23 protein-coding genes and 1 pseudogene are annotated in these 26,662 nt (G+C 49.2%); 5 read left to right on the top strand and 19 right to left on the bottom strand.

Annotated features, from left to right (window positions below; translation table 11 throughout):
* Positions 1-2: 2 nt before the first annotated feature.
* The 9 genes from hisS to NW199_RS07035 all read right to left on the bottom strand — a co-directional run bounded on the left by hisS (position 3) and on the right by NW199_RS07035 (position 9,440).
* Positions 3-1,316, bottom strand: a complete 1,314-nt coding sequence (gene hisS, locus NW199_RS07075; protein ID WP_258334096.1) for a histidine--tRNA ligase — start codon at positions 1,314-1,316, stop codon at positions 3-5.
* Positions 1,317-1,340: 24 nt separating this feature from the next.
* Entirely contained in the window at positions 1,341-2,594 is a 1,254-nt protein-coding gene (gene ispG, locus NW199_RS07070; protein WP_258334095.1) for a flavodoxin-dependent (E)-4-hydroxy-3-methylbut-2-enyl-diphosphate synthase, read from the bottom strand.
* 4 nt (positions 2,595-2,598) lie between these two features.
* A complete protein-coding gene (rlmN, locus tag NW199_RS07065) occupies positions 2,599-3,735 on the bottom strand; it encodes a dual-specificity RNA methyltransferase RlmN (protein WP_022473289.1) in 1,137 nt (378 codons plus the stop codon).
* 116 nt (positions 3,736-3,851) lie between these two features.
* The gene (ndk, locus tag NW199_RS07060) at positions 3,852-4,304 is read right to left on the bottom strand and encodes a nucleoside-diphosphate kinase (RefSeq protein ID WP_022473288.1); all 453 of its coding nucleotides are present in this window, start codon (positions 4,302-4,304) and stop codon (positions 3,852-3,854) included.
* Positions 4,305-4,487: 183 nt separating this feature from the next.
* On the bottom strand, positions 4,488-5,276 hold the full coding sequence (locus NW199_RS07055) for a TatD family hydrolase (protein ID WP_258334094.1): 789 nt from the start codon (positions 5,274-5,276) through the stop codon (positions 4,488-4,490).
* Positions 5,273-5,971: an ABC transporter ATP-binding protein gene (locus tag NW199_RS07050; RefSeq protein ID WP_258334093.1), complete on the bottom strand. Its 699-nt coding sequence runs from the start codon at positions 5,969-5,971 to the stop codon at positions 5,273-5,275. The genes NW199_RS07055 and NW199_RS07050 overlap by 4 nt, the downstream gene beginning before the upstream one ends.
* Complete coding sequence (locus NW199_RS07045) at positions 5,964-7,220, bottom strand: lipoprotein-releasing ABC transporter permease subunit (RefSeq protein WP_258334092.1); 1,257 nt, start codon at positions 7,218-7,220, stop codon at positions 5,964-5,966. The genes NW199_RS07050 and NW199_RS07045 overlap by 8 nt, the downstream gene beginning before the upstream one ends.
* A 145-nt stretch (positions 7,221-7,365) precedes the next feature.
* A complete protein-coding gene (argG, locus tag NW199_RS07040; RefSeq protein WP_022473284.1) occupies positions 7,366-8,697 on the bottom strand; it encodes an argininosuccinate synthase in 1,332 nt (443 codons plus the stop codon).
* Between the two features lie 158 nt (positions 8,698-8,855).
* A complete protein-coding gene (locus NW199_RS07035) occupies positions 8,856-9,440 on the bottom strand; it encodes an NUDIX domain-containing protein (protein WP_309148119.1) in 585 nt (194 codons plus the stop codon).
* Between the two features lie 134 nt (positions 9,441-9,574).
* Here NW199_RS07035 and NW199_RS07030 point away from each other — a divergent pair, with 134 nt between their 5' ends.
* On the top strand, positions 9,575-10,786 hold the full coding sequence (locus NW199_RS07030) for an AI-2E family transporter (RefSeq protein WP_249092172.1): 1,212 nt from the start codon (positions 9,575-9,577) through the stop codon (positions 10,784-10,786).
* 23 nt (positions 10,787-10,809) lie between these two features.
* Here NW199_RS07030 and NW199_RS07025 read toward each other — a convergent pair whose 3' ends face one another.
* The 8 genes from NW199_RS07025 to hemC all read right to left on the bottom strand — a co-directional run bounded on the left by NW199_RS07025 (position 10,810) and on the right by hemC (position 18,630).
* Entirely contained in the window at positions 10,810-11,661 is an 852-nt protein-coding gene (locus NW199_RS07025; RefSeq protein ID WP_249092171.1) for a metallophosphoesterase family protein, read from the bottom strand.
* A 15-nt stretch (positions 11,662-11,676) separates the two neighbouring features.
* The gene (locus NW199_RS07020; RefSeq protein WP_022473280.1) at positions 11,677-12,672 is read right to left on the bottom strand and encodes a helix-turn-helix transcriptional regulator; all 996 of its coding nucleotides are present in this window, start codon (positions 12,670-12,672) and stop codon (positions 11,677-11,679) included.
* Positions 12,673-12,747: 75 nt separating this feature from the next.
* The gene (locus tag NW199_RS07015) at positions 12,748-13,785 is read right to left on the bottom strand and encodes a hypothetical protein (RefSeq protein ID WP_258334091.1); all 1,038 of its coding nucleotides are present in this window, start codon (positions 13,783-13,785) and stop codon (positions 12,748-12,750) included.
* Positions 13,786-14,033: 248 nt separating this feature from the next.
* A complete protein-coding gene (gene glnK, locus NW199_RS07010; protein ID WP_022473278.1) occupies positions 14,034-14,372 on the bottom strand; it encodes a P-II family nitrogen regulator in 339 nt (112 codons plus the stop codon).
* Positions 14,373-14,394: 22 nt separating this feature from the next.
* A complete protein-coding gene (gene nadE / locus NW199_RS07005; protein WP_258334090.1) occupies positions 14,395-15,813 on the bottom strand; it encodes an NAD(+) synthase in 1,419 nt (472 codons plus the stop codon).
* Between the two features lie 68 nt (positions 15,814-15,881).
* Positions 15,882-16,811: a manganese-dependent inorganic pyrophosphatase gene (locus NW199_RS07000; protein WP_258334089.1), complete on the bottom strand. Its 930-nt coding sequence runs from the start codon at positions 16,809-16,811 to the stop codon at positions 15,882-15,884.
* A 96-nt stretch (positions 16,812-16,907) separates the two neighbouring features.
* Positions 16,908-17,687: a uroporphyrinogen-III synthase gene (locus tag NW199_RS06995; protein ID WP_258334088.1), complete on the bottom strand. Its 780-nt coding sequence runs from the start codon at positions 17,685-17,687 to the stop codon at positions 16,908-16,910.
* Positions 17,688-17,697: 10 nt separating this feature from the next.
* Positions 17,698-18,630, bottom strand: a complete 933-nt coding sequence (hemC, locus tag NW199_RS06990) for a hydroxymethylbilane synthase (RefSeq protein ID WP_258334087.1) — start codon at positions 18,628-18,630, stop codon at positions 17,698-17,700.
* A gap of 278 nt (positions 18,631-18,908) precedes the next feature.
* Here hemC and argH point away from each other — a divergent pair, with 278 nt between their 5' ends.
* The 4 genes and pseudogenes from argH (at position 18,909) to NW199_RS06970 (ending at position 24,135) form a co-directional block, all read left to right on the top strand.
* Positions 18,909-20,378, top strand: a complete 1,470-nt coding sequence (argH, locus tag NW199_RS06985; RefSeq protein ID WP_249092165.1) for an argininosuccinate lyase — start codon at positions 18,909-18,911, stop codon at positions 20,376-20,378.
* 229 nt (positions 20,379-20,607) lie between these two features.
* Positions 20,608-21,795 (top strand): aminotransferase-like domain-containing protein, encoded by a 1,188-nt coding sequence (locus NW199_RS06980; protein WP_258334086.1) that lies wholly within the window; start codon positions 20,608-20,610, stop codon positions 21,793-21,795.
* Positions 21,796-21,909: 114 nt separating this feature from the next.
* Complete coding sequence (locus NW199_RS06975) at positions 21,910-23,574, top strand: carbon starvation CstA family protein (RefSeq protein WP_022473271.1); 1,665 nt, start codon at positions 21,910-21,912, stop codon at positions 23,572-23,574.
* A gap of 97 nt (positions 23,575-23,671) precedes the next feature.
* A pseudogene (locus NW199_RS06970) lies at positions 23,672-24,135 on the top strand (autotransporter outer membrane beta-barrel domain-containing protein).
* 57 nt (positions 24,136-24,192) lie between these two features.
* Here NW199_RS06970 and NW199_RS06965 read toward each other — a convergent pair.
* Positions 24,193-24,408 (bottom strand): hypothetical protein, encoded by a 216-nt coding sequence (locus NW199_RS06965; RefSeq protein ID WP_249092161.1) that lies wholly within the window; start codon positions 24,406-24,408, stop codon positions 24,193-24,195.
* A gap of 10 nt (positions 24,409-24,418) precedes the next feature.
* Positions 24,419-26,542: a RelA/SpoT family protein gene (locus NW199_RS06960; RefSeq protein WP_258334084.1), complete on the bottom strand. Its 2,124-nt coding sequence runs from the start codon at positions 26,540-26,542 to the stop codon at positions 24,419-24,421.
* Positions 26,543-26,662: the final 120 nt, after the last annotated feature.

The raw sequence follows: 26,662 nt of genomic DNA, 5'->3' as shown, positions 1-26,662 counted from the left end.
CCTTATTCCTCGTCTTCTTCGAAAAAGTCGTCGTTTAAATTGACAAAATATTGGATTGCGTCTTGTAAGTCAAGGGTTTCTTGCTTCATGAAGCGTTCGTCTTCGTGACCATACATGCATTTCACAGTCACCTGACCATGAGCGGTTTCTTCTTCACCGCAAATCAACGCATATTTAGCGCCGCTTTGGTCAGCCTTTTTCATTTGACTCTTCATGCTCGCATCACCGGCGTGAACAATCACTTCGTAGTATGCATCACGAAGAATTTCACCCAACATCATCGCGTAGCCTTGAGAAGCACCGCCTTGATGCAAAACATAAACTTCGGTGTCAGGCTCGCCAGATTCAAAGCCGCATTCACGCATCACTTCAAGCACTCTTTCCACACCCATGGCAAAGCCAACAGCCGGCGTGGGTTTACCGCCCAACATTTCAATGAGCGGATCGTAACGGCCACCGCCGCAAACCGTTGCTTGAGCCCCGAGCTTATCCGTCACCCATTCGTAAACGGTGTGGTTGTAATAATCAAGGCCTCTGACCAAACGAGGATTGATGGTGTAGTCGACACCCGCAACCGAGAGCAACTCTTCCATACGACGCAAGAAGGTAAGACTGTCTTCTTTCAGGTAATCCAAAAGCTTCGGCGCTCCTTCAACCATCTGTTGCATGTCAGGATTTTTCGTATCCAAAATGCGAAGCGGGTTGCTGTAAAGACGACGTTTAGCATCCTCATCAAGGACATCCTGATTGGCTTCAAAGTATTTGATCAACGCTTCGCGATGAGCTTTACGCTCGTCGAGATTGCCCAAGGAATTGAGTTCCAGTTTCAAGGGCAAAATTTCAAGCTCATCAAAAAGACGGCGAGCCATGAGGATCTGTTCAACGTCAACATCCGGCCCCTTAAAGCCCAACGCTTCAACACCCAATTGGTGGAATTGACGATAGCGGCCGCGTTGCGGACGCTCGTGTCTGAACATCGGTCCGAAGTACCACAATCGTTGCGGAGCGTTATAGGTGAGGTTGTGTTCAATAACACTTCTGACCACACCGGCCGTATTTTCAGGACGCAAAGCCAATTCTTCACCGTTGAGGGAATCGGTGAAGCAATACATTTCCTTTTCCACAATATCGGTTACTTCACCGATACCGCGCTTAAAAAGAGAGGTTGCCTCTAAGATCGGCGTGCGAATTTGCTTGTAACCGTATGCACGAAGCACATCATGGGCACATTCTTCAAAATATTCCCAAATAGGCGCTTCGGCCGGAAGAATGTCATTCATTCCGCGAATACCGGCAATTTTTTGTACTTTAGCCATAACACTTCTCTCTTTCATTAATGTCTAATGCTTTTTCGAGTAATGCGTCTGCACATACTCATTAATTAATTCCTTGAAGCGGTCGGCAATGGAGTCCGCATCACCGGCCTCACCTTTAATGGAGGCAATCTTTTCTCCGTCCGCGAACACGGGGGCAACAGGTGACTCACCGTTACCGGGCAAGCTAATCCCAATATTGGCGTGCTTGCTTTCCCCCGGGCCATTGACCACACAGCCCATGACGGCCACCACCATATTTTCGAAACCCTCGGCCGTTTCGCGCCATTGTGGAGTCATCTCAATCAAATAGCGCTGCGTTTGAGCCGCCAGTTGTTGAAAAAGGGCGCTTGACGTACGGCCACAACCTGGACACGATACCACAAGAGGAGAAAAGGCGCGAAGCCCCACGGTCTGCAAAATCTCCTGAGCAACGCGAACTTCTTCAGTTCTTGCTGCCCCCGGCATTGGTGTTATGCTCACCCGAATCGTGTCGCCAATCCCTTCGGCCAACAACACACCCATCGAGGCAGCGCTAGCCACCACCCCTTTGGTGCCAATACCCGCTTCCGTTAAACCTAAATGCAAAGCATAGTCAGACTGTGAGGCGAGTTCCCGATACACAGCCACCAAATCCTGAACCGCGGACACCTTGGCCGAGAGCACGATTTTGTCGGCCGCAAGGCCGATTTCTTCTGCAGCTTTTGCGCTTTGCAAGGCGGAAGCCACCATCGCGTGCAACTGAACTTCTGAAGGCGTCTGCGGCATGCCGGCCGCACGATTGTCTTCGAGCATGCGTGCCAAAATTTGAGCATCAAGCGATCCGCCGTTTACACCGATCCTCACCGGCTTATCATTGGCGATAGCGACTTCGACCATACGGGCAAAGTTTTCCATTCCCCGCTCACCGTGACCGACATTGCCCGGGTTGATACGGTATTTGGACAGGGCCTTCGCGCATTCGGACACCTCGGTGAGCAATTTGTGTCCGTTGTAGTGAAAATCACCAACAAGCGGAACCGAGCAATTTAAAGCGTCAAGCTTTTCACGAATCTGAACCACAGCGCGAGCCGCATCGGGCGTATTAACAGTCAGGCGAACCAACTCGCTGCCTGCGCGTGCCAAATCAATGACCTGCTGCACCGTTGCGTCAACATCGGTCGTTGCCGTGTTGGTCATGGATTGCACCCGAATGGGGCTATCTCCCCCTATCGTCACATCGTTGTCGCCGTAACGAACATGAACCTTTTGAGTGTGATGACGAGAGCTAAACACAGACATCGTTCTAGCGCTCCTTGACTAAAAAGGTGACTTGAGCTTTTTGTTGAGCCAAGCGTTCGGCGCGACGCGTTTTATCTTTAATGTTGCCTGCCAATTGACCACAAGCGGCATCAATATCGTCACCTCTGGTCTTACGAATAGTCGTCACAATGCCCTGCCCCATCAGGTAGTCCTGGAAAGCCTTCACATCTTTCGGATCGGGCTTTCTTAAGTCACTGTCCGGAAATGGGTTAAAGGGAATTAAATTAAACTTGCAGGAAACACCACGCACAAGCTTAACCAATGCTTTGGCGTGTTCCAAGCGATCATTGACACCACCCAACAAAATGTATTCAAAAGTGATGTAATCACGCGGAGCATGAGCTAAATAACGTTTGCATGCCTGCATAAGATCTTCAAGCGGGTGCTTCTTATTGATGGGCATGATCTGATCGCGCAGCTCGTTGGTGGGGGCGTGCAAGGACACTGCCAAAGCAACGGGCACGGCCGCCGCTAATTTATCCATCTGTAAAGTCAAGCCGCAAGTGGAAACCGTCACACGACGACGGCTTAAGCCGTAGGCATTGTCATCGAGCATCAGCTTCAGAGCCGCCACGACATTATCCAAATTCTGAAGCGGCTCCCCCATCCCCATGAGTACGACGTTACTGATGACACGGTCAGCCGGATCGGTTACACCCATATCTTCACGGAGCGTTTTTTCGGCGTGCCAGAGCTGGCCGATAATCTCCGAGGTGCTCAGATTTCTGTTAAAGCCTTGCTTGCCTGTTGAGCAAAAAAGGCACCCCATGGCACAACCCGCTTGCGTGGACACACAAAGCGTTCCGCGATCATCCTCCGGAATAAAAACCGTCTCGACCGCGTTGCCGTTGCCGACATCAAATAGCCACTTACGCGTACCGTCTGCGCTTTTCTTATCCCAAATGGGAGACGGAGCACGAATTTCTGTGCGCTCAATGAGCTTGGCCCGAAAGGACTTGGCCAAATCGGTCATTTTTTCAAAATCGCCCACACAATGACGGTGAATCCATCGCAAAAGCTGAATGGCACGGAAACGCTTCTCGCCCATTTGCTCGCAAAAAGCCACGAGTCCCTCTCGGTCCAGGTCTAATAGATTCACACGGTTGTCAGTTTGAGTCATCACTTTGAAAAAACGGCTTCGGTAAAGTTGAAACGAGTCACCCGAAGGCGACTCGACAGATTAAGGACGGAGCACGACGAATTTGGAGGTGCTGTCGCACCCCGCCCCCTCAAGTATTACTTGTCGCAGCAGCAACCGCAGCACTTGCGTTCGCAAATCGCCAACGTCGGGAAGAAGTAGGCGATTTCCACAGCAGCCGTTTCCGGAGCGTCGGAGCCGTGAACAGCGTTAGCATCAATGCTTTGAGCGAAGTCAGCGCGGATCGTGCCGGGAGCAGCCTTCTTCGGGTCGGTAGCGCCCATCAATTCACGATTCTTGGCAATGGCGCCTTCACCTTCCAACACTTGAATCATCACGGGGCCGGAGGTCATGAAAGCCACCAAATCCTTAAAGAAGGGACGTTCTTTGTGAACAGCGTAGAAACCTTCGGCTTCAGCTTGAGACAATTGACGCATTTGAGCGGCAACAATGCGAAGACCGGCGTTTTCAAAACGCGTGTAGATTTGACCGATGACGTTCTTAGCGACGGCATCCGGCTTGATAATGGAAAGGGTGCGTTCAATAGCCATTGTATTTCCCCAATGAAGTTAATAATCAAAAACAGACGGACAACACCGGTTGTCCATGACAATCAAAGAATGACCCCGGGGGCTCATTTCGAGGTGGCATTTTAGCAGAAAGAAACCTGCCGAAGGACTTCAAAATACTGTTTTCAAAGGCTGGGGAACTCTCGGAAATGCAACGAAATTTTTCTATTTTGCAAGCAGCACTTTCAGTTTAGGAAAAGCGCTGAGCGAATTCATGAAAAGGGCCTTGGATAAAACACTTTCATCCTCTTGACGAAGATCGGCCAACTCAGAGAGATAACGCGGCAAATCCAAAGGAGATGATTTCTTCGTTTCTGAAAAAACGGGCGGCATATCCGGAGCATCGGTCTCCAAAACGAGAGAACCGAACGGGGCTTGTATAGCGGCTGTCCGCACGCGTTTGCTACCGGGAAAAGTCATCGCGCCGCCCATGCCCAGGTAAAGACCTCTTCGAACGGCTTGCTTCATCTCATCGAGAGAGCCTGCGAAAGCATGCAATACGCCTGATACTGTCGGATATTCCTTCATCAATGCTAAAACTCGATAAAGTGCTCGGCGACTGTGAAGCGAAACTGGCAGATTAAACCGTAAAGCCAGTTGAAGTTCTTCTTTAAATACCGCTTCCTGACGATCCCGATCGAGTCCCTCCACGTAGAAATCCAACCCAATCTCCCCGATTCCAACTAAATGGGGATCGTCTTGATGTGTCTCTAAAAAGGCAGAAAGCGCCTTGATGTCAGCTTGCCAATTCTCTCGGATATACAGGGGGTGAAGACCCACACAATAGCCCCAATTGAGTTTTTGGGCGGTTTGGCGCACGCGCTCGAAATCCTCTACGCCGCCTGCCGTAATCACGCCGCAGACCACACCCATGGCGCTAGCCTTTTGAGCTAACACTTCAAGCGATTGCGCCAACGGGGCAAGTCCGACGTGATTATGTGTATCAATGATCATGCGTTATCAGCCTGTACGATCACACCATCGGCAATCGTGACGGCCCGATCACACTGAGCCGCCAAATCCAAATCGTGTGTGACAATCACGCAAGCGGTTTGATGACTTCTTGCTAAAGAAACCAAACTTTCAAAAACAGAGGCCGCGGTTTGACGGTCCAAGTTACCCGTCGGTTCATCGGCCAAAATACAGGCCGGCTCCGTTACCATCGCCCGAGCAATCGCACAGCGCTGCCGCTCACCCCCTGACATTTGAGAGGGCAAGTGATTAAGCCGATGGGCTAACCCCAAAGACTCCAGGACTTCCTTGGCTTTCTTTTTGGCCAAATCATCCCGTTCTCGACGAACAATTAGCGGCATGGCCACATTTTCAAGCGCAGTAAATTCAGGCAAAAGGTGATGAAACTGATAAACAAAGCCCAATTTTTGATTCCGAAGCTCACCTCTTTGCACTTCACTTAACGAATGAACCGAAAAACCGGCGACAGTGACTTCACCCTCATCAATTGAATCCAATCCGCCTAAAACATGAAGCAGTGTGCTTTTACCGGATCCCGAAGCGCCGACCACCGCCAGCAATTCCCCGGGCTTGACCTCAAGATCAACCCCCTTGAGAACCTCCACCGAGCGATCATCTTCGCGGTAGGCCTTTTTGACTCCTCGAGCAACGATGACAAACTCTTTTTCATTACTCATAGCGAAGAGCCTCCGCGGGTTTTGTTTGTGCGGCCCGCCAACTCGGGTAAATCGTAGCCAACAGGGACAAAATAAATGAGAAAGCCGCAATGGGAACAATATCGCCTGCCCTCGGATCAGAAGGCAGGGAGCTAATGAAGTAGACTTCCTTGGGCAAGAACTGAATACCAAAAAGCGACTCAATCGCTGGCACAATCACGTCAAGGTTACAGGCTAAAAGCAGCCCAAGCACGACGCCGCAGCTAACACCAACGATTCCGACAACCGCCCCTTGAACCATAAAAATCGTCATGATCGAAGAGGGAGATACGCCTAAGGTACGCAAAATGGCGATATCAGACTGCTTTTCTGTAACGGTCATCACCATGCTGGAAACCAATCCGAAGGCTCCCACTAAAACAATCAAAAAGAGAATGATGGCCATCATCCGCTTTTCGACTTGAACTGCGGCAAACCAAGTGCGATTTTGCTTACTCCAATCGGTTACAGCAAAGGTATCGGGTAAGGTTTTTAGGATTTCATAAGAAATTTCTGGGGCCTTATTCATATCATCGACCCGAACACGAAGACCGGCAGGGCCTGTTTGCCGGAAAAGTGCCTGCGCATCTTCAATATGAAGAAGCGCCATGGAACTGTCGTATTCGTAGTGACCGGAAGAAAATACTCCCGTTAGTGTGAAGGCCCTCATACGCGGGACAATTCCGGCTGGCGTTGCCCGCCCCTGAGGAATAATGACATTGACTTTATCGCCGATTCTTAAACGCAAAAGTCTGGCCAAATCAAGCCCTAAAACGATACCGTACTCACCGGGTTTTAAATCAGCCAGGTGGCCGTAGGCCATTTGTTTATCGATATCGGAAACATTGTTTTCGGTTGCCGGATCAATACCGCGAAGCAATACCCCTCGCACACTTGAACCGGTGCTCAAAAGACCTTGCCCGGAAGAATAAGGGGCCACCCCCAACACATGGGGATTGGATGCCACCAATTTAGCGGTGTCCTGCCAGTTGTCGATTGAGCCTGCGTAGCTCACGACTTCAATATGGGGAATAACCGAGAGCATCCGATCACGAACTTCTTTTTGAAATCCGTTCATGACGGAAAGCACCACAATGAGCGCCATCACCCCCAAAGCGATGGAAGCCACACTCATGACGGAGATGAAAGATATAAAACCGTTTTTACCGCGACCTCGGCGGCCTTGTCGGGTGTACCTCCACCCAATTCTGAATTCAAAAGGTAAATTCACGCAAAAGAGCCTTTGATCAAAAATTTCGTAATGGCGGAAATTTTAGCGGTTTTTGAACAGCTTTCGGAGATTGTTTGACACCTAAAAAACAACGGGCGAAGCCTTTCAACCTCACCCGCTGCTAACTTGAGTCAATAGTCAGGAACTATTTCTTGCTGCCACCCAACATGGCCACAGCGCTTGTGCCGGAAATCAAACCGCTCTTAGCGTAGATGCCAAGCTTGGCGCGCGTGTCAACAATGTCAAGATTGCGCATCGTCAATTGACCGATACGGTCTTCGGCCGTAAACATCGAGTCACCCTTTTCCATTGTCAGACGTTCGGGTTCGTAGGTAAGGTTCGGGCTGACCGTATCCAAAATCGTGTAGTCGTTGCCGCGGCGCAATTCAAGCGTCACCGTGCCGGTGATGGCGCGAGCCACCCAACGTTGGGCAGATTCACGAAGCATGATTGCTTGAGAATCAAACCAACGACCTTGATAGAGCAAGCGGCCCAAACGGATACCGTTGATGCGATATTGCTCAATCGTATCTTCATTGTGAATACCGGAGACCAAACGTTCGTAAGCAATGTGAAGCAGAGCCATCCCCGGGGCTTCATAAACACCGCGGCTCTTTGCTTCGATAATACGGTTTTCAATCTGATCGCTCATGCCCAAACCGTGACGTCCGCCAATCGCGTTGGCTTCATACATAAGGGCGACATGATCATCAAAACTCTTGCCGTTTAAAGCAACAGGAACACCTTCTTCAAAGGTCACCGTCACCACTTCAGGCTTAATCTCAACAGCCGGATCCCAGAACGCCACGCCCATGATGGGTTTAACGATCTTCATGCTTGTTTGCAGACTTTCCAAATGCTTGGCTTCGTGCGTTGCGCCCAAGAGATTAGAGTCCGTGGAGTAGGCCTTTTCTGCCGACATACGATAGTCGAAACCTTCGGCTTGCAAGAAAGCGCTCATTTCAGCGCGGCCGCCCAATTCGTTAATAAAGTCACGATCAAGCCAGGGTTTGTAGATCTTCAATTCAGGATTAGCTAAAAGACCATAACGGTAGAAACGTTCGATATCGTTTCCCTTGTAGGTTGAACCATCACCCCAAATGTGAACGCCGTCTTCACGCATGGCGTTCACAAGCATCGTACCGGTGACGGCACGGCCCAAAGGCGTCGTGTTGAAGTACGTTTGACCGGCAGTCGTAATATGGAAAGCACCGGATTGAATCGCGGCAATACCTTCGGCCACCAATTGGGGACGGCATTCCACCAAGCGGGCTTTCTCAGCACCGTAATTCATGGCTCGACGAGGAATCGCTTCATAGTCATCTTCATCGGGCTGACCGAGGTTGGCTGTATAGGCATAGGGAAGCGCTCCCTTTTTCTTCATCCAACGCAACGCTGCGGACGTATCCAAACCGCCGGAGAAAGCGATACCGACCTTTTCGCCAACAGGCACTTTTTGCAAAATGGTTTCAGACATAATTCCTCGTCTCAAAGTTTGAATCAATTATTACTTCCGCTCTCAAATCCGCGGAGCTGTCGGTTCAGTTTATTGGAAATCGCAACGCCTGAACAGGCAAAAGTTTGAGCCATCTCAAACTCTTCCATAGTCGACAAATAGCAGGAATTTGTCGAGTGTTAGCAAGCCTGGACGGCCATTTCACCTTTGAGGTATTTTTCCAGCCAAAATACCCCGATAATCGTCTTTACGTCAGTGATATCCCCGTTAAGCGTCATCTCTTTGACTTCTTTAAACGGCAGCCGATACACTTCCAGACATTCCCCTTCATCAAGATGACGATCACCAGCCTTTAACCCCTTGGCTAAGAAAAACTCAAGATGCTCGTCCGAGTACCCGATCGCATTATGGATGCGTCCGAGGTAATACCATTGATCAGCCTGATAACCCGTTTCTTCTTCAAGTTCGCGTCTGGCGCAAACCGAGGCTTTTTCATTGGGATCGAGTTTTCCAGCAGGCAACTCCCAGAATGCCTTTTCGCAGGGCTGACGCCACTGAAATTCCAAAAGTATCGTTTCATCGTCAAATAAGGCAATGATGACCGAGGCCCCCGGATGACGAATGTATTCACGGCTACGGACCAAACCGGTTGCGGTTGTCACTGTGTCACGGTCAATATGCAAAAAATTACCGTCAAACACCCGCTCTGTCATTGTTTTTGTTTCTCGAACGACTGCAATCATTTCGTCGGTTACTTTGGGCATGTCTGAAGATTCCTCTGAAAAAGTATGACAACGGACAAGAAAATTTTAATCAGCGCCGCTTTAGCCTGCACTAACAAAACAATTTTCGTTTAGACTAGTGGCTGTGTTGTTCGCCCGATTTAAAGCAAAAACAAATGCTTAACCTCAGAGACCGCATCGACATTTTGATCCGTATTCTTTTCGGATCCGCCATCGCGATCGGATGTTATTTCGTCGTCAGACCCTTTTTAACAGCCATCACCATTGCCGCTATTGTTACCGTGGTCAGTTGGCCATTGTTTGCACGGTTTAAAACCAATATGGGCAACAGACCGACACCGGCTGCATTTTTGATGGTGACGCTGCTTGTCGTGTGCTTGATTATCCCGATGATGTTCCTGTCGGCAGCCGTTGCTCAGCAACTTCCATCGGCGATTTCCGGTATTACCGAATATATCCGCACAATCAGCGCCCCTCTCTGGCTTAAAGAAATCCCTGTCATCGGTACTTGGCTCTACAGTCAAATGGCGATTGTTTTCCAACCGCAAGCCTTGGCCGATCTCATGCGCAAGATGATTGACCCGATCACGCGCGAAGTCTTTACCATCGCTCTTTCATTAGGCAACGGCCTTGTACAAATGGCACTCGTTGCCTTCATCGCCTTCTTCTTTTATAGAGACGGCGATGCGCTGGCAAGCCGGGCTAACGATTTTCTGGAGAAAGTCTCCGGTGATCTCAGTAACGAACTTTCCCACATTCTTGTAAGCACTACCCGGAGCGTGGTTTACGGCATTGTAGGAACGGCTGCCGGACAAAGTCTTGCCGCCTGTATCGGCTTTATTATTGTCGGCGCTCCCGGCACTCTGCTTTTGTCCGTGGCGGTTTTCATTCTGTCCGTTGTGCCAATTGGTCCGCCTTTAGTCTGGGGTCCGGTCGCTATCTGGTTGTACGCCCAAGGAGAAATCGGCCTGGCGCTATTCATGGTTGCCTGGGGTACTTTGGTGGTGGCAAGTGTTGATAACTTCTTAAAACCGTTGTTGATCGCAAGAGGTACGCCGCTACCTTTGTCGCTCGTATTTCTTGGTGTGTTCGGCGGTGTTATAGCCTTCGGTTTCTTAGGTCTTATTTTGGGCCCGGTGTTATTGGCTGTGGGCGTTGCCATGGTGAAAACGTGGCTATCGCAAAAGGCACGCAAGCGTATTGCCAAAGACGTTTCTATCACGTTTGCCATGCCGAAATTCGATGATGAGGAACCAGCTCATAAGGCGCCGGATGTGAAAAAGACAATCACCCCGTCAGTCAAAACCAACAAAACGGCACCGCGCCGAAACCATCCGAAGAGCTTTCCCAACGGCAAGCACAAATAATCTCTTTTAAACGCCTGTGGCTTTTAGCCCAGGCGTTTAAACATGAGTCTTTCGTAATGTTCAAGCGATTGAGCTTGCTCGGCGTATTCCATCGCCTCACGCGGATCAATCTGGGCCGGCACGATATCATCGCCTCTTAAATTGACGATTCCCCTGTAGCCCACACCGCGAGGCGTAAAACCGTAATACGTCGGATAGTGGCGGTCTTCATGCTGATGGCCATGAAAGAGATATTTCACCTGTAGCTTTTTAGCCAACTGATCAATCGCTAAAAAACCTTTCCTGTGACAACCCGGGGCTTCGTGCGTAACCAGGACATCCGCTTTATGATCCATCAGGTTATCGTACGTGGATGGGAAAATCGACGTGCGATGTCTTCTGGGCAGCCCCCCACGCCACATATTGCCTCGACCGATACGACGAATGAAAGCCCCTGCCGACATATAGTTGGGCGCCTGGGGAGGCATCCAGATTTGACCACGGAATACACCGCCCAAACCGGCGATACGAACTCCATTGACCAGCGCTACTCGACCGTGAAGGTTGTGACCGGCCAATTCGCTTCGCCAGAGCCTATCGTAGAAAAGATCATTGTCCGTATCATGATTGCCGGGAATCCACCAGACTTCGACAAAGCTCAGTATATCGGCCAAAACCTCATGCAAAGGAGCCGGAGGCTGCAGATCGCCCAAGATGACCATCGCTTTTGGACGATGCTCCTTGGCTGCCTGCAAAATATGATCAAATGAACCGTGAGGATCACCGCAAAAGAAAATTTCTTCAGCGACCTGCTCCGGAGACACCTTGGCTGAAGGTGTCTTTGCATGCGGTTCACGCGGTTTGTGACGATAGTGATAAGAACGACGAAAAGTCACGACTCTCTCCGTCTATCACTTGGAATAATTTTTCAAAGAAGCCTCTAAAGCCTCACGAACCTGATCTTTCAAGCTCTCCGGTTCCACCACTTTGGCAGCAGGGCCGTAGCGCAAAATATCGCCGACCAATTCAGGGCTGTTGCCGGAATAAGGAATCGTGAGTTCATAAAGATCATCTTTGAGCCAAAGTTCCATTTGATCCGGATGCCAAACCACTTGACTGGCGATTTTTGATGCCGCCCCCGCAAAGCGAATGCGTGCCCATTGCAGATCGCCCGATCGATACATGCCGTAATAACGATCAAGCTCGGCTTCAACCGTTTTCATCGGTACAACCTTCACGCCCATCTGCATGATATCCGCATAGCGGATATTTTCTACGTTAAAGCTTCTGAGAGCTCCCCTTTCGTGACACCACGCGTCCAAGTACCACCGATTGCGGTAGTAATTCAAACGCATGGGACTGACAACACGGCGCGTTTCCTCTTTTTTGCTTTCTGAGTAGTAAACAATACGGACTCGCTGACGATGAACCAATGCTTGACCAATCACTTCAAACGTGTCGCTCACGATGGGTTTTCTCTGAGGTTCATGGATTTGCACCCGCTTTAACAATTCGTCAGCATCGGCCTGATCTACAAACATGCTTGAGCGGATTCTGGAGGCCATTTGACGCAATTCTTTTGTCAAATACCCTTTACGGTTCTTCTCAAGTTCAGAGAAATCATTGAGCGTTTTAACCATGCAGTAAAGCTCATCGGGCGTAAACCACATGGAGCGTCTGTCGTAGAAATCATCTCTCTTGGCTTCGGCGCGATTTTTAGCAAACAAATACCCGCCACGAATTCTGGAAAAAGTAATCGGCGCCTTCAGCTCCTCGCGCATGTAACGAATATCGCGCTTGACCGTTGCCGGGGCCGCGCCGGTTGCTCTCTGCAATTCTTCAAAAGTCACCACGCCTTTTTCGCTGATGAGGCGATCCATTTTCATCAATCGAACTTTGAAATCCATCGTATGCACCCAAAAAATTTAATGTGATTTTGTATGGTATCTATTTTTGAGCTAATTCTCAAACTTTTTTCTTCTTTAGCGACACAAAATACTGGGAGACGGCTCAAGTTGAAAGTTTTCACTGGACGAAAAACCCAAATTAAAAGTATCGGTCACCGTGGATATTGAATCATTGGAAGTACTATCCCAACCCAAACCGGTTCCGACATCAATGTCACACTGATCCAGTTCTACAACATCATTGATCACTTCCTCAGACTGTATTTCCCAAAAAAGAGAGTCTTCATCAAAATCATCGTTTAACGAGGGCTCTTCAAAGAAGTCTTTTTCCAATTCCCCATTGAGATACTCACCCAATCGGGTCAGTTCCTGCCAAAACTCCTTCAATCCTCCGCCGTATAACGATGATCCATCATCGGGCAAACATTGAAGTGCCGCCTCACAGTCGCACAATGCCTTGTCAAATCGAGTATCGACTCCTTTGAATTGTTCAAGAATCGATAAAAAGGAATCAAAGTGATGAAAGTGACTTGAACTCATCATCGACTCCTCATCTTTTTGGCTTAAGTACTCGTAGAGATGATCCTGCATCAAAACCATCAATCGGATACCGAATGAACGCCGGTCGGAAGAAGAAAATAAACCGAGTTCCCAAGTGAGGCGACATTGGGAAAGAACGCGTCGTAAAACTTCTTCGACGGCTTCGTTTATGTCATCTCTTGTACTCAATCTGGCCTGGTAACGAGGATCTGCGACAAAAAGCGTTTCTAAACTTCTTTTGGTTTCTTCAGCAAAAATACCGTCTCGAATTTGCGCAAAGCGTTTACTCGCATTTTGCAACAGTTCCTTTACGTACAAGGCGTTTTTAGTATGAAAAACCCATCCGTTAATGTATTCAAAGGCAACTTTTCTCAGTTCACGCCGAAGTTCAGAAGCAACCAAATTGAGCAATGTTTTTGAGCCCACCGAAGAAAAAATTTCATCATTGACGGTCTTCCAACTTCTGCCATCGGGCGAACCCACGGAAAGAGAAACCGGATGAATCAAGGTACGGAAAAAAATCGGTGTGTAATAAAAACTTGCTTGAAGAAAGGAAACTGACTGAAAAGACATTTTCAAACCCCATTGATCGGTCAATTGTGGTTTGAAAAAAGTGTGCATTGACTCATGCACTTCTGATGACTGCCTCACTCCCATCGTCTTCCTACAAACCCAAAAAACCGGATAAAACCCAAAATTAACTACTGTGGCAGTGACTGGGAGTTTACAAAAAAATAATGGCGATTTTCTATGATAAAAATCAAAAAACCGCCACTAACTGAATTTAATAACGTATCAAAGCTCTAAAAATGAGCCTTTTGTTAAACAGCCGCTTCGTCTGTCTCTCCCGTGCGGATGCGGATAACCTGTTCGACATCAAAAACGAAAATCTTCCCATCGCCGACCTTTCCGGTGCGGGCAGCCTTTAATATGGCCTCTACCGCCTGATCGACTAAGTCTTCACTCATAACGGCTTCAATTTTTACTTTCGGTAAAAAGTCCACCATATACTCTGCCCCACGATAGAGCTCCGAGTGACCCTTTTGGCGTCCAAATCCCTTGACTTCCGTAACGGTAAGCCCTTGAACGCCGACATCGGACAATGCCTCGCGGACATCATCGAGCTTAAACGGTTTAATAATGGCAACGACTTGTTTCACAACAACTCCTTCTCAATTTCAACTAAAACTGTTTGGGTAAAAGGCCCTCAAAGAAAGAATCCGGCAATCCCTTCAACGGGCAAGCCGACAATCTCACACCTTGAGGAGCCTGAGCGTGTTTAAAGCGAGCCCCCATGACGAGCTTTGTCACGCGTACTGCCAAATCGGATCCGTATTTCTTACGAAGCTTCTTTCCATCAGCTCTTCCCTCCAGCATGTCTTTGAGCACAGCATCCAGAACTTCGTAGGGCGGTAAAGAATCTTCATCTTTTTGATTTTCTCGCAACTCCGCGGTCGGCGCCTTGGTGAGAATCGTTTTGGGAATGACTCTTCTCAGATATTCAACGTTATCACAGAGTTTATAGAGATCGGATTTGTAAATATCTGATAAGGGTGCCAGGCCTCCGACCATGTCACCGTAGAGAGTGCAATAGCCCACGGCCAACTCGCTTTTGTTGCCGGTATTGAGTACAAGGGAGCGATCCGCGTTGCTAACCGCCATTAAAAGCAATCCCCTGACACGGGCCTGAATATTTTCCTGCATCAAACCTTTATTGCCCCAATAGGGAACATAACGTTCTGCGGTTTGCGCGATCAGATCAACCGCAGGCGTGATGCTGAGTTCTCGCAATTTGAGACCCAAATTTTGCGCAAGCGCCCGTGCGTCCGAAAAACTTTCCTCGCTCGTAAAGCGAGAAGGCAATATGTAGGCATTGACGTTTTCAGCTCCTACCACACTCACAGCCAAAGCCGCCACCACCGCACTATCAAGCCCTCCGGACAAACCAAGAGAGACTTTTTCAAAGTGTCCGCGCTGCATGTAAAGTTTTAAGGCCATTTGCATGGCGGCAAAACGTTCATGGTGGCTATCAAGCCAACTTACTTTTCCGTCTTGCTCAGTAAAAGCTTCGGGAAAGGCCATGTAATTGGCTCTGGTGCGACCGTTTTTCACAACCTTGCATTGACCAAGCCAAACGCGGCCATCGCTAAATCCTTGTCCGTCAACCACAATTAAATTGTTGGAATCGGTTTCCTCAAAAGCCTCACCAACCGCCGCACTTCTGAAATTAAGATCGTAATCAAGCCCCGAACGTTCGGATTTAACGACAACGCCTCCTGTTATCCATTCAAAGTCCAAACTTTTGATTTGCCCCTTTTTAAGGCTCAGAACCCCCAATCCTTCAGGCATAACAGCGGGGACAATAATTTCAGCCTCTGAATGAATGAGGGATGCAGCTAATTTACTTAACCAATGCGCATTTCGGCTTCGGTTTTCCGGCCGCGTGTTCCAGAATTCCTGAACAGTCCCCGTTAAGGCCTGAAATGGAAACAGCAGTACGTCTCCCGCCTTTAAATTTTTGCTGCGAGCCATAGCCGTCATCTGCCGGGTGTTTCGTTCCGGATCATCAACTCGAAATGGATAAGCGTGGATATAAATCATGTGAGCCTCAAACAAAAAAGGCCGGGAAACGAAGAAACGATCCCCGACCTTTCAATTGCCTCTACCGATTAGCGGAAAGCAGCTTCAAGTGCGGGCACAACTTGTTTTTTACGGCTCATCACGCCGTCAAGCCACAAATTGCCCTTTTGCAACAAAGCAGGATCCTGACCAAAGGCGGTCGCGATCTTGGCGGGATCGTCAGAAGCCATCAACAATTCAGAACCTTCCTTCATGATGTCGGTCAATAACAGCAAGGCCGTATGACGACCATCTTCAGACTTCACACGAGCCAATTCAGCTTCGATCTCAGCCTTCATGTCAGCCACCAAATCAAGCGAAACCAATTCAAGCTGACCGACACCCACCTTGGTGCCGTTCATATTGAAGTCCTTGAAATCGCGGAAAATCAAATCACGCGGAGCAACACCCTTGACGGCGCTCTTAGCGGTAAAGAGTTCCATACCCAAAGCTTCAATATCCTGCACGCCAGCAATCTCAGCCAACTGAGCAGCAGCTTCCTTGTCTGCCTGAGTGCACGTCGGCGACTTAAAGATCACCGTATCAGACAAAATGGCGCAAAGCATGGCGCCAGCCACATTGGCCGGAACCGTCAAACCCAAGTAGTCATACATGCGCTTTAAAATCGTGCAAGTGCAGCCAACGGGCATAATGACGGCTTCAATCGGAGAAGAGCTTGTCACATCGCCGAGCTTGTGGTGATCCACAATCCCCTTGAGATTGCACTGATCGATATCAGCGGGGGCTTGGGCTTTATCGGAAAAGTCTACAAGATAGAGATCGTGACCGGCCACACTGGTAATAACTTCCGGAGCCGTCAAACCAAAACGATCCAAAATAAAAGCGGTTTCGGGAGCCGGTTTGCCCTGGGCAACAGCTTCAACATCAAGACCTCTTTGACGGTACAGATCGGCACAGGCAATAGCCGAAATAATGCTGTCACTGTCAGGGTTCTTATGACCTAAAATCCATGCGGACATTGTTTAATCCTCTGTTTTAAATTTCATCAACGCCGGATATTTTCAATTGAAATATCCAAGCACATTCGAAGTATTTTAATAAAAAATTCCTTCAAGCTAAACGATGCTTAAAAGTTTTTGGATAGCTTCCTGCACCTTTTCATCCTTAGCGGATACAAGCGCGACATTTCTGAAACCCACCTCTTCAAGCTGAGCTTTAGGTCTAGGATGAATGGTGAGGATAAATCCCTTTTGAAGCCATTCCAGCGCACCGGGAATTGTTTTAACAGCATGCATCAAAACACCGACTGCGTCCGTACTGGTTAAGTAAACAATCGGAGCCGGTCCTGAAATGGACGACTGTAATTTATCAAGCTCGGCGGTCGACAGTTCCAAAGGCGCTCTTTGATAAGCAGGCAGAACCTCCACATCGGTTCCGTGAGCCATTAGTTGTTCACGAAGCCACTCACGGCCGACTTGTCCGCGGACAATGAGCACTCTGGAGGGGAATCCCCGACTTTTCAAAAGTTCAAAAAGTCGCTCAGAACCGGACTCAAACGTTTCACCCTCGGGATAAAGCACGGGGGTATCGGGCCCCCAGGCTGCGCGGATTACCCGGGCTGTGCCAGAGCCAATGGTGGTAAGCGTAATGTGCTCGGGCCACTTTTTTACATAAACGGCGCTGGCCGCAACCGCCGACGGGCTGGCTAGAAGCACCATGTCAAAATTGGTTAAATCTGACAATCTCTCTTTGACCCGTTCCGGTTCCTCGGGCGGCAAAATGGTAAAAGCCGGCCACTTCCAGACATTCATGCCGAGCTTGCCAAGACGCTCGGCCAAACGATCATTAGGAGCGCCCGGACGCATCAGGATGATCGGTTTTTGATAATGAATCATGTTCTACGTCTTAAGGCTGATTGGTCAACAACTTTTCAATATAACGCCTTGCGCCTTGTTTTAAAAGAGCCTCAACCGCCTCTGAGGCTAAACGCTCGTATTCCGTCCAAGGACCTGTTTGTTCGGTCGCTACCAATTCACCCGTTGTGTGGTCACCGATCAGGGCGCGAAGTCGCATGGTTGAATCGGCAATGGTCGCATAGGCCGCAAGGGGCACCTGGCAGGAGCCTCCGAGAGCACGGCTGACGGCGCGCTCAGCCAAGCAACAGGCGCGTGTTTGCTCATCATTGATAAAGGCAACGGCCTCTCGCGTTTTCTCATCATCGGCCAGACATTCAAGCCCCAGTGCTCCTTGGCCTGGACTCGGCAGAGAAATTTCATCGCTGATAATTTCACGAATACGTTCTTCTATACCTAAACGCTTGAGGCCGGCGCTAGCCATGATCAGCGCATCGTATTCGCCGCTATCCAACTTGCGCAATCGTGTACCAACGTTACCGCGAACGGGCTTGACAACCAGATGCGGGAACTTGGAGCGAAGCATTAATTCACGTCTAAGGCTTGCCGTGCCCACGACGGACCCTGCGGGCATGCTTTCAAGCGTTTCATAACGAGGGCTCACGAAAGCGTCTCGGGGATCCTCACGGCTACTCACAGCTGCCAGAACAAAACCTTCGGGCAACTCCATCGGAACATCTTTAAGAGAATGCACAGCCAAATGAGCGGAGCCTTCTTGCATGGCTACTTCCAGCTCTTTGACAAACAAACCCTTGCCGCCGATTTTTGATAACGTTTTATCGAGAATTTGGTCACCCTTGGTTGTCATGCCCAAAAGCTTGACGTCTTTTTCCGGATAACGCTCACGCAAAAGAGCCTGAACATGTTCTGCCTGCCAAAGGGCCAACGGGCTTTCTCGGGTGGCAATAATGATCGAATCAGACATGAGTTATTCCTTCAATCCAATTATTAATGATGGGCGATTTTGACACGTTTTTCTTAAAAAGAGCTGAGAGATACGTTTTTCCTCGGTTTTTGTCATCCATTATGAGCCGATCCTACGACATTTTATTATTTTTTGTCGACAATAAAACACTTAATCAATTGATTTTATTGGTATTTTTATTTAGAAAAAGGAAAAAAACACTTTTATGCTGCCGATATCAGGAATTGAATTGCGTACAATTCCGAGTTATCTGTTTTTCCATACGGTGAGAAATAAAAATGACTACAGTTGCCAATGAACATCTTGATCCCCTTGCCCAAAAGAAAAAAGCTTGGTCGGGTCGTTTCTCTGAACCGGTCGCTGATTTTGTTTTGCGTTACACGGCAAGCGTTGATTTTGATAAGCGCATGGCCCTTGCCGATATCGCGGGCTCCATCGCTCACGCCACAATGATGAATAAATGCGGCGTACTCCATGATGAAGATTTAGCCGATATTAAGCGCGGCATGAAGCAAATCATCGAAGAAATTCAATCCGGAAAATTTGAGTGGAAATTGGAACTTGAAGACGTGCATTTAAACGTCGAAGCACGTTTGACTCAACTAGTGGGAGACGCCGGTAAGCGTTTGCACACAGGCCGCTCCCGTAACGATCAAGTGGCTACCGACATGCGTCTTTACATGCGCGAAGAAATTGACACGATCACTGATTTGGTCGGTCAGCTTCAAGAAGTGCTTGTCCATTTAGCCGCCAAAGAAACGGACACCATCATGCCGGGCTTCACTCACATGCAGGTTGCTCAGCCCGTCACGCTTGGCCACCATCTGCTTGCCTACGTGGAAATGTTTGAACGCGACAGAACGCGTTTGATCGACCTTCGCCGCCGTGTCAATCAGTCTCCATTGGGTGCTGCCGCCCTTGCCGGCACCACCTACCCCATCGACCGCAATTACTCGGCAGAACTTTTAGGCTTTGAAGCCGTGATGCAAAATTCGCTCGATGCAGTCAGTGACCGCGACTTCTGTATTGAATTTACCGCCGCAGCCTCACTGATCATGATGCACATTTCGCGTCTGTCTGAAGAACTCATCTATTGGATGAGCCAACGCTTCAAATTCATGATGTTGCCCGATCGCTTCACAACGGGCTCTTCCATCATGCCTCAAAAGAAAAATCCTGATGTGGCTGAAACCGCCCGAGGCAAGGCCGGCCGTGTGGCTGGCGACCTGATCAGCCTCACCGTTTTGATGAAGGGCTTGCCGCTTGCATACGCCAAGGACACCCAAGAAGATAAAGAACCGGTGTTTGACGCTATTGATACGGTCAAAGACACGTTGCGCGCCTTTATTGAAATGATGCCGGGCGTTACCCCCAATCGTGAAGAAATGAAGAAAGCCGCACAGGCCGGTTATCCGACGGCAACCGATTTGGCCGACTATCTCACGAAAAAGGGTCTGCCCTTCCGTGAAGCGCATGATGTTGTGGGATCCGTTGTGAAACTTGCCAGCAATCGCGGTTGCGATTTGGCTGAACTGACGCTCGAAGAGCTCAAGGGCTTTAGCGATCTCATCGAAGAAGACGTCTACGAAAAGGCTTTGAAGCTCGAAGCCAGTATTGCCGCCCGTGATCACGTCGGCGCTACGGCTCCGAACCAAGTCAAGCACCAAGTGGCTCGTTGGGCAGACATTTTTGAAAAGCGTCACGCCGAACCTAAACAAAAGCGTTTAGCTGATCTCCTTACCTGCTAAAAACAAACCTTAGAAACGATAGCCACCGATGAAAACGTATCGGTGGCTATTTTCCTGCCTTTCAAGCAATTACGCACAATTACCTAAAAACCTCCTTTTTGTCGCAAGAACACCTAAGCAGAGACACCTATATTTAAGAAACTTCATTCGTTTCATAAGTGATTTAGCTTATAAAGATTTGTCAACAATTTGAGAAAATGGGAAAAAATATTCGTGAAAGGAGTGAGTTATGTCTTGTGTTCAGGAACCGACGCCGCGTTGGTCGGCGCTCGCCTCTAAACCCAGCAGTTCCGTGATTCGTGATTTATTGAAGTTGCCCGCAGGCGTCATTTCTTTTGCCGGCGGCCTGCCCTCTCCCGAAGGTTTCCCTCTTGAAGATATAGCCAAAGCCTGTCAAACAGTTATCGCCAAGGAAGGCAAACACGCTCTGCAGTACTCCATGGTTGAAGGTGAAATCGCTCTTCGCCGTGAAATTGCCCGCCGAGAAACACAAAAGGGCATCCCCACTGACTATGAACAAGTGCAGATTGTTTCAGGCAGTCAGCAAGCCTTGGACATCATCGCTCGTGTTTTCTTAGATAAGGGCGACAAAGTGTTGGTTGAATCGCCAACATACATGGGTGCGCTTCAAGCTTTTGACCTTTGCGAGCCCATTTACGTCAGTCTGCCTTGCGATGAAGAAGGTTTAAACCCGGCTCAATTTACCGAAGAAGTTTGCCGCGGCGCCAAGTTTGCTTATGTCATGCCGACCGCCAGCAACCCGACCGGTCTGACGATCTCCGAAGAACGCCGTAAATTGCTTTGTGAAAAAGCCCGTGAATACGACATGCTTCTTGTCGAAGACGATCCTTACGGTGAATTGTGGTATGACCAACAACCGCCTGCTTCTCTTCGCAAATGGGCTCCGGAACGTGTTATCCGTTTAGGCACGCTTTCCAAGATTCTTGCCCCGGGTTTCCGTTTGGGCTACATCATTGCGCCCGCCAACGTGCTCGATAAAGTGGCTCAACTTAAACAAGCCATGGACTTGCATACGTCTACCTTTACACAACTTATCTCCGCTCAAGTCTTTAGCGAAGATTTGCTTGTGCGTCACCTGCCGAGCGTGCGTGAACGCTATAAGACTCACGCCAACGCCATGCTTGAAGCCTTAAAGGAGTATATGCCTGAAGGCGTGACGTGGACGCATCCCACTGCCGGTATGTTTATTTGGGTGACTTTACCCGAGGGCGTGAATGCCACCGAAATGGTTAAAGACGCCTTGGCTAAGAAAGTCGCCTACGTTCCCGGCGAAGTTTTCTACGCGGGCGCTAATGTTGAAAAGAATCACTTCCGTCTCTCGTTCGTTACGGTTGACCCCGATCGAATTAGAGAAGGCGTGAAAAATTTGGCTGAAGTCATTCGATTGCGAATTTGACCCTACCCGATTTATCAGGCTGCCTACCCTGGGCCCGGTAAATCGGGCGAAAGGATAGGCGGCCTTTTTGTATGCTTTTTTCATTCTTTCTCTGACTTATAGGACTACTGCACCATGAACGGCTTAATCTTAATGGCTTGTACAATCGTGGCGTTGTTTGTCGGTTACCGCTTCTATGCACGGTGGCTCGAAAACACCTGGGGCGTTGACCCCAACGCTAAGACGCCGGCACAACTGAAGAATGACGGCAACGATTACGTGCCCACGAGCAAGTGGACCGTTTTCTCTCACCAATTTACCTCCATCACGGGCGCAGGCCCCGTCACCGGCCCGATTATCGCGGCCATGTTTGGTTGGCTCCCCGCCACCCTTTGGATGATCTTCGGCTGCATCTTCTTCGGTGCGGTTCAAGACTTCACCGCCCTTTACGCTTCCGTCAAAAACGGCGGCAAGTCCATGGGCATGATGATTGAACAATACATCGGCCGCACCGGTCGTCAATTGTTCTTGCTTTTCTGCTGGCTCTTTACCTTGTTGGTGATCTCCGCCTTCTGCGACATCGTGGCCAATACCTTTAACGGCTTTACCGCTCAAGGCGCAGAAATCATGCCCAACGCCGCTGCCGCTTCGATTTCTATTCTCTACATGTTTGTGGCTGTCGCTTTCGGTTTGTACCTCAAGTACAGAAAGCCCTCCGGCACCGAACAATTGATTGTTGGCATCGTTTTGATGGTTTTGATGCTCTGGATCGGTATTGCCAACCCGATTTACGCTGATGCGGTCACCTGGCGCTATGTGGTTTTTGCCTACCTCTTCTGCGCAGCCGTGATGCCGATGTGGCTTTTGAAGCAACCGCGCGACTACCTGAGTATGTTCCTTTTGATCGGCATGATTTTGGGTGGCGTGATCGGCGTGTTTATCAAAAACCCCGAAATCAACATGCCCGCTTTTGTCGGCTTTGAAGTTAAGGGGTTGGATCTTTTCCCGATGCTCTTTGTGACGATTGCCTGCGGCGCTGTTTCCGGTTTCCACAGCCTCGTGTCTTCCGGCACGTCTTCCAAGATGATTGCCAATGAAAAAGATATGCGTCTGGTTGGCTATGGTTCCATGTGCGTGGAAACGGTTTTGGGCGTTGTTGCCTTGATCGTTGTGTGCGCTGCCGCCACTGACGGCGTGTTGCCCTCCGGCACCCCCTTCCAATTGTTCTCTAACTCCATCGCTTCGTTCTTAACCGAAATCTTCGGTCTGCCCACCGATGTGAGCGCCTGCATCATGACGATGTGCGTGTCCGCTTTGGCTTTAACGAGCGTGGACGCCGTGGCTCGTATCGGCCGCATGAGCTTACAAGAACTCTTCACTCCGCCTGAAGGCGTAGAAAAGAATAGCGTTCAAAAGCTTTTCACGAACCCGGTCTTTGCAACAATCCTCACGCTGGTGTTGAGCTACCTCCTGTGCTTGGCCGGTTACATGAGCATTTGGCCGCTCTTTGGTTCTGCCAACCAATTGCTCTCTGCTTTGGTGCTCACAAGCTTGGCCGTTTTCTTAAAGGCCACGGGCCGCAAGGGCTGGATGCTTTATGTCCCCATGACAATCATGTTCTGCGTGACGATGACCGCTTTGGGTATGTCTGTCTGGCGTATTTTCGGCACGATCTCAGCCGGAACGTTTGTGTTCATGGTTGACGGTTTGCAATTGATCATTGCCGTTGCTTTGATCGCTTTAGCTTTAATGGTTGTGATGCACTGCTTGCCGAAGCTTTCGGATAAAAAAGCAAACTAAACTGATCTAGACATTCAGTTCTGCCAATCCCCAGCTCTTAACGGAGTTGGGGATTTTTTATTAGTTGTTTTTAATCGACTAAATCGCTCGTCATCATTTGGACTTAATTGCCAAGATCGGTCGATTAGAAAGTGATGCAAAGATTGCCGGTACTTCCGGTGAATACGATATGACCGCTTACTCTATTTCTGCAGAAACCGGTCACCGCTTCATGTTGGCTCCGAGCGTTTTCCTGGAATCTCAATTTGAAGTAGCCTACGGTTACGCCGAAGGGGCTGATTTCAAGACAATCAGTGCTACACATCAAGTAACGGACAGCAAGTTGAATTCCACTGATAGTTTGACAGGACGAATTGGCATGAATTCAATGGTGATGTTACGTACCGTCGTGGTTCGGAAACCTATGACGAAGACTTCTCTGACACATGGACTCAATACGGTATCGGTGGCCACTTTAATGTGACGGATACCACTTATGTTTATGGTGATGTTCGCAGAACAACTGGAGGCGATATAAGTGAGCCCTGGCGCGTTAATTTAGGCGTTCATTATAGCTTCTAAGACTTTAATCAATTAAGTTAGTCCCCTGCTCAGTCTCAAACGCTGAGCAGGGATTTTTTATCGCTTAGACACAATAGCAAGAAAGATCGTCAAGACAACGATTGGAATCAGGTAATAAAGCCCCGGCACCACAAGACCATAGTACCAAAGGTGAGACACTTCGGGAGCCCGCCAGATAGAGACCACCTCAAAAGCCGTGTGACCGATCCCAACATAGATTAGGCAACGTAGCACCTGCTCTAAAAGAATGTATAACTTTGAAGAAATCTGCATGACGCCCCCATTAAGTTCTTCTGGCGTTGTAAACGCCGGGCAGATCCTGAATCGTCTTTAAGGTCTTCTTCAAAGATTCTGCGCGAGTTATTTCAACGTTAAAGCGCCAATGCATATCGCCTCTGATCATTTGCGAGCTCATTCCCACAATTGAAATTTTCTCTTTCATGAAAATTTCACTCATGTCCTTTAAAAGACCGGGAATATTTTGGCCTACAACCAGTACTTCAACCGGGAAAACGGCGCCTTCGGCGTTACCCCAACTCACTTCAATTAAGCGCTCCTGCCCTTTTTCGTCCAGGTGACGAATATTGGGACAGTCGGCGCGGTGAATCGTTACACCACGGCCACGCGTGACAAAACCTACGATCTTATCGGGAGGCGCCGGATGGCAGCATCGAGCCAATTGAGTTAAAAGCGAGTCAACGCCTACAACGAGTACTTGGCTTTTAGCGTGCTCGGCCTTGGACTTCGAGGTAAAGAGTTCTTTTTTCTCTTCTTCCTGGGGTTTGAGCGCTTTTTCAATGCTCTTATAACCAAATTCTTCCTTAGCTGCACCGACAAAGAGATCTTCAACGGTGTCGTAGCCCAAGCGCTTAGCGAGTTCTTCAAGCTTAAAGGCGGTTTTACCGAGACGGGCCATGTCTTTTTCGACGATGTCGCGTCCCGCGTTAACCATCTCTTCAACCGCTTTTTGGTTAAACCACTGACGCACCTTACCCCGGGCACGATTGGTCACAACAAAACCCAGCTCTGGATTTAGCCAGTCACGACTCGGACCGCCCGTTTTAGCGGCCACGATTTCCACCGTTTCGCCGGTCTTAAGCTTGTAATTTAAGGGCACCATGTTGCCGTTAACCTTAGCGCCTCGACAACGATGACCCAGTTCACTATGCAAGTGGTAGGCAAAGTCAATCGGCGTGGCACCGGTGCGCATTTCCACCACACGCCCTTGAGGCGTGAGCACATACACGTGCTCATCTTCAACACCCTGAGGCCCTTCGGGTTTAACGTCGCTACTCCAGGCGAGCAACTGACGAAGCCAGGCCACTTTCTGATCTTCGGCACTTTGGGAACTCTTTTCCGAATTGCCGGCCTCTTTATAGCGCCAGTGCGCGGCCATACCGAGTTCGTTATACTCGTGCATCTCACGCGTACGGATTTGAATTTCAATCGGACGATTGCGCGAATCCAAAATTACGGTATGCAGTGACCGATAACCGTTCGGCTTCGGGTTGGAGATGTAGTCGTCGTACTCGGAACTGACACCCGGGAAATTCTCTTGGACAATGGAAAGCACTTCATAGCATTGCTCAACGGTTTGCACAATGATGCGAAGCGCACGAACGTCATAGAGTTGATCAAAGCGCAAATGCTTTCTTTCCATCTTCTTGTAGATAGAATAGATGTGTTTGGGACGCCCTGAAACTTCCGCTTCAATCCCCTTTTGTTCAAGCATTCCTTTAATCTTATCCACCGCATCACGCATGAAGGCCAAACGAGCTTCTCGGCTTTCATCCAATTGGCGGGCGATTTCGTTATAGATCTCGGGCTTGGTAAAACGCAACGACAGATCTTCTAATTCCCACTTGATCTGCCAGATACCTAAGCGGTTAGCAAGCGGTGCGTATAGCGCCAACGTGTCAGCACCGTAGGCCTTGGCCCCCTCCGGATCGTTTTTCCTCATGGCATAGTAACGGAGGGTTTGAAGGCGGCTTGAGAGTCGGAGAATCACCACACGCAGATCGCGGCACATGGCCAAAACCATCTTTCTCAAAAGCGCGTCTTGGGCTTTGAGCATCAATTTATCGCTGCCCTTTTCATCATCCTCAGCGGGCATCAGACGGGTTTTGCCATTTAATTCGATGAGGCGGTGCAATTCATTGACAAGCTCAGCCACACCGGTGCCGAAATTGTTCTTTAACCACTCTTCGGGATTGGCTACGCAATCATGCACTGCAAAAAGATAACAGGCGGAAATCAGCTCTTCATCGTCGCGAATACCGCGAACAATGTTGGCCATGCCATCGGCATGAGCCAAGCGGGCTTCTCCGGTGAAAAGTTTTTTATCGCCGTATAGAGGGATAGCCAGCTGCCGGGCAAGCAGACTGTCGGCTTTTTTTTCTTCAGACATAAGACACCCCAGCCAATTCGTTAAAAAACCCAAGTTCCTCCCTGATTCAGAAGAAGAACTCAACGGGCCAGTAGGTAAATGACAGAATTAAATTGTAGGGACAATCCGAACAAAAAGGGA

It is taken from the genome of Parasutterella secunda (assembly GCF_024733725.1).
Lineage (GTDB): Bacteria > Pseudomonadota > Gammaproteobacteria > Burkholderiales > Burkholderiaceae_F > Aphodousia > Aphodousia faecalis.
The sequence above is the reverse complement of the archived record's forward strand: the minus strand, read 5'-3'. Positions and strand labels throughout refer to the sequence as shown.

Bases quoted from the DNA above. Each gene is read 5' to 3' on its own strand.
- hisS (WP_258334096.1), bottom strand. From the start codon at position 1,316: ATGGCTAAAGTACAAAAAATTGCCGGTATTCGCGGAATGAATGACATT.
- ispG (WP_258334095.1), bottom strand. From the start codon at position 2,594: ATGTCTGTGTTTAGCTCTCGTCATCACACTCAAAAGGTTCATGTTCGT.
- rlmN (WP_022473289.1), bottom strand. From the start codon at position 3,735: ATGACTCAAACTGACAACCGTGTGAATCTATTAGACCTGGACCGAGAG.
- ndk (WP_022473288.1), bottom strand. From the start codon at position 4,304: ATGGCTATTGAACGCACCCTTTCCATTATCAAGCCGGATGCCGTCGCT.
- NW199_RS07055 (WP_258334094.1), bottom strand. From the start codon at position 5,276: ATGATCATTGATACACATAATCACGTCGGACTTGCCCCGTTGGCGCAA.
- NW199_RS07050 (WP_258334093.1), bottom strand. From the start codon at position 5,971: ATGAGTAATGAAAAAGAGTTTGTCATCGTTGCTCGAGGAGTCAAAAAG.
- argG (WP_022473284.1), bottom strand. From the start codon at position 8,697: ATGTCTGAAACCATTTTGCAAAAAGTGCCTGTTGGCGAAAAGGTCGGT.
- NW199_RS07035 (WP_309148119.1), bottom strand. From the start codon at position 9,440: ATGCCCAAAGTAACCGACGAAATGATTGCAGTCGTTCGAGAAACAAAA.
- NW199_RS07030 (WP_249092172.1), top strand. From the start codon at position 9,575: ATGCTTAACCTCAGAGACCGCATCGACATTTTGATCCGTATTCTTTTC.
- NW199_RS07020 (WP_022473280.1), bottom strand. From the start codon at position 12,672: ATGGATTTCAAAGTTCGATTGATGAAAATGGATCGCCTCATCAGCGAA.
- NW199_RS07015 (WP_258334091.1), bottom strand. From the start codon at position 13,785: ATGTCTTTTCAGTCAGTTTCCTTTCTTCAAGCAAGTTTTTATTACACA.
- nadE (WP_258334090.1), bottom strand. From the start codon at position 15,813: ATGATTTATATCCACGCTTATCCATTTCGAGTTGATGATCCGGAACGA.
- NW199_RS07000 (WP_258334089.1), bottom strand. From the start codon at position 16,811: ATGTCCGCATGGATTTTAGGTCATAAGAACCCTGACAGTGACAGCATT.
- NW199_RS06995 (WP_258334088.1), bottom strand. From the start codon at position 17,687: ATGATTCATTATCAAAAACCGATCATCCTGATGCGTCCGGGCGCTCCT.
- hemC (WP_258334087.1), bottom strand. From the start codon at position 18,630: ATGTCTGATTCGATCATTATTGCCACCCGAGAAAGCCCGTTGGCCCTT.
- argH (WP_249092165.1), top strand. From the start codon at position 18,909: ATGACTACAGTTGCCAATGAACATCTTGATCCCCTTGCCCAAAAGAAA.
- NW199_RS06980 (WP_258334086.1), top strand. From the start codon at position 20,608: ATGTCTTGTGTTCAGGAACCGACGCCGCGTTGGTCGGCGCTCGCCTCT.
- NW199_RS06975 (WP_022473271.1), top strand. From the start codon at position 21,910: ATGAACGGCTTAATCTTAATGGCTTGTACAATCGTGGCGTTGTTTGTC.
- NW199_RS06965 (WP_249092161.1), bottom strand. From the start codon at position 24,408: ATGCAGATTTCTTCAAAGTTATACATTCTTTTAGAGCAGGTGCTACGT.
- NW199_RS06960 (WP_258334084.1), bottom strand. From the start codon at position 26,542: ATGTCTGAAGAAAAAAAAGCCGACAGTCTGCTTGCCCGGCAGCTGGCT.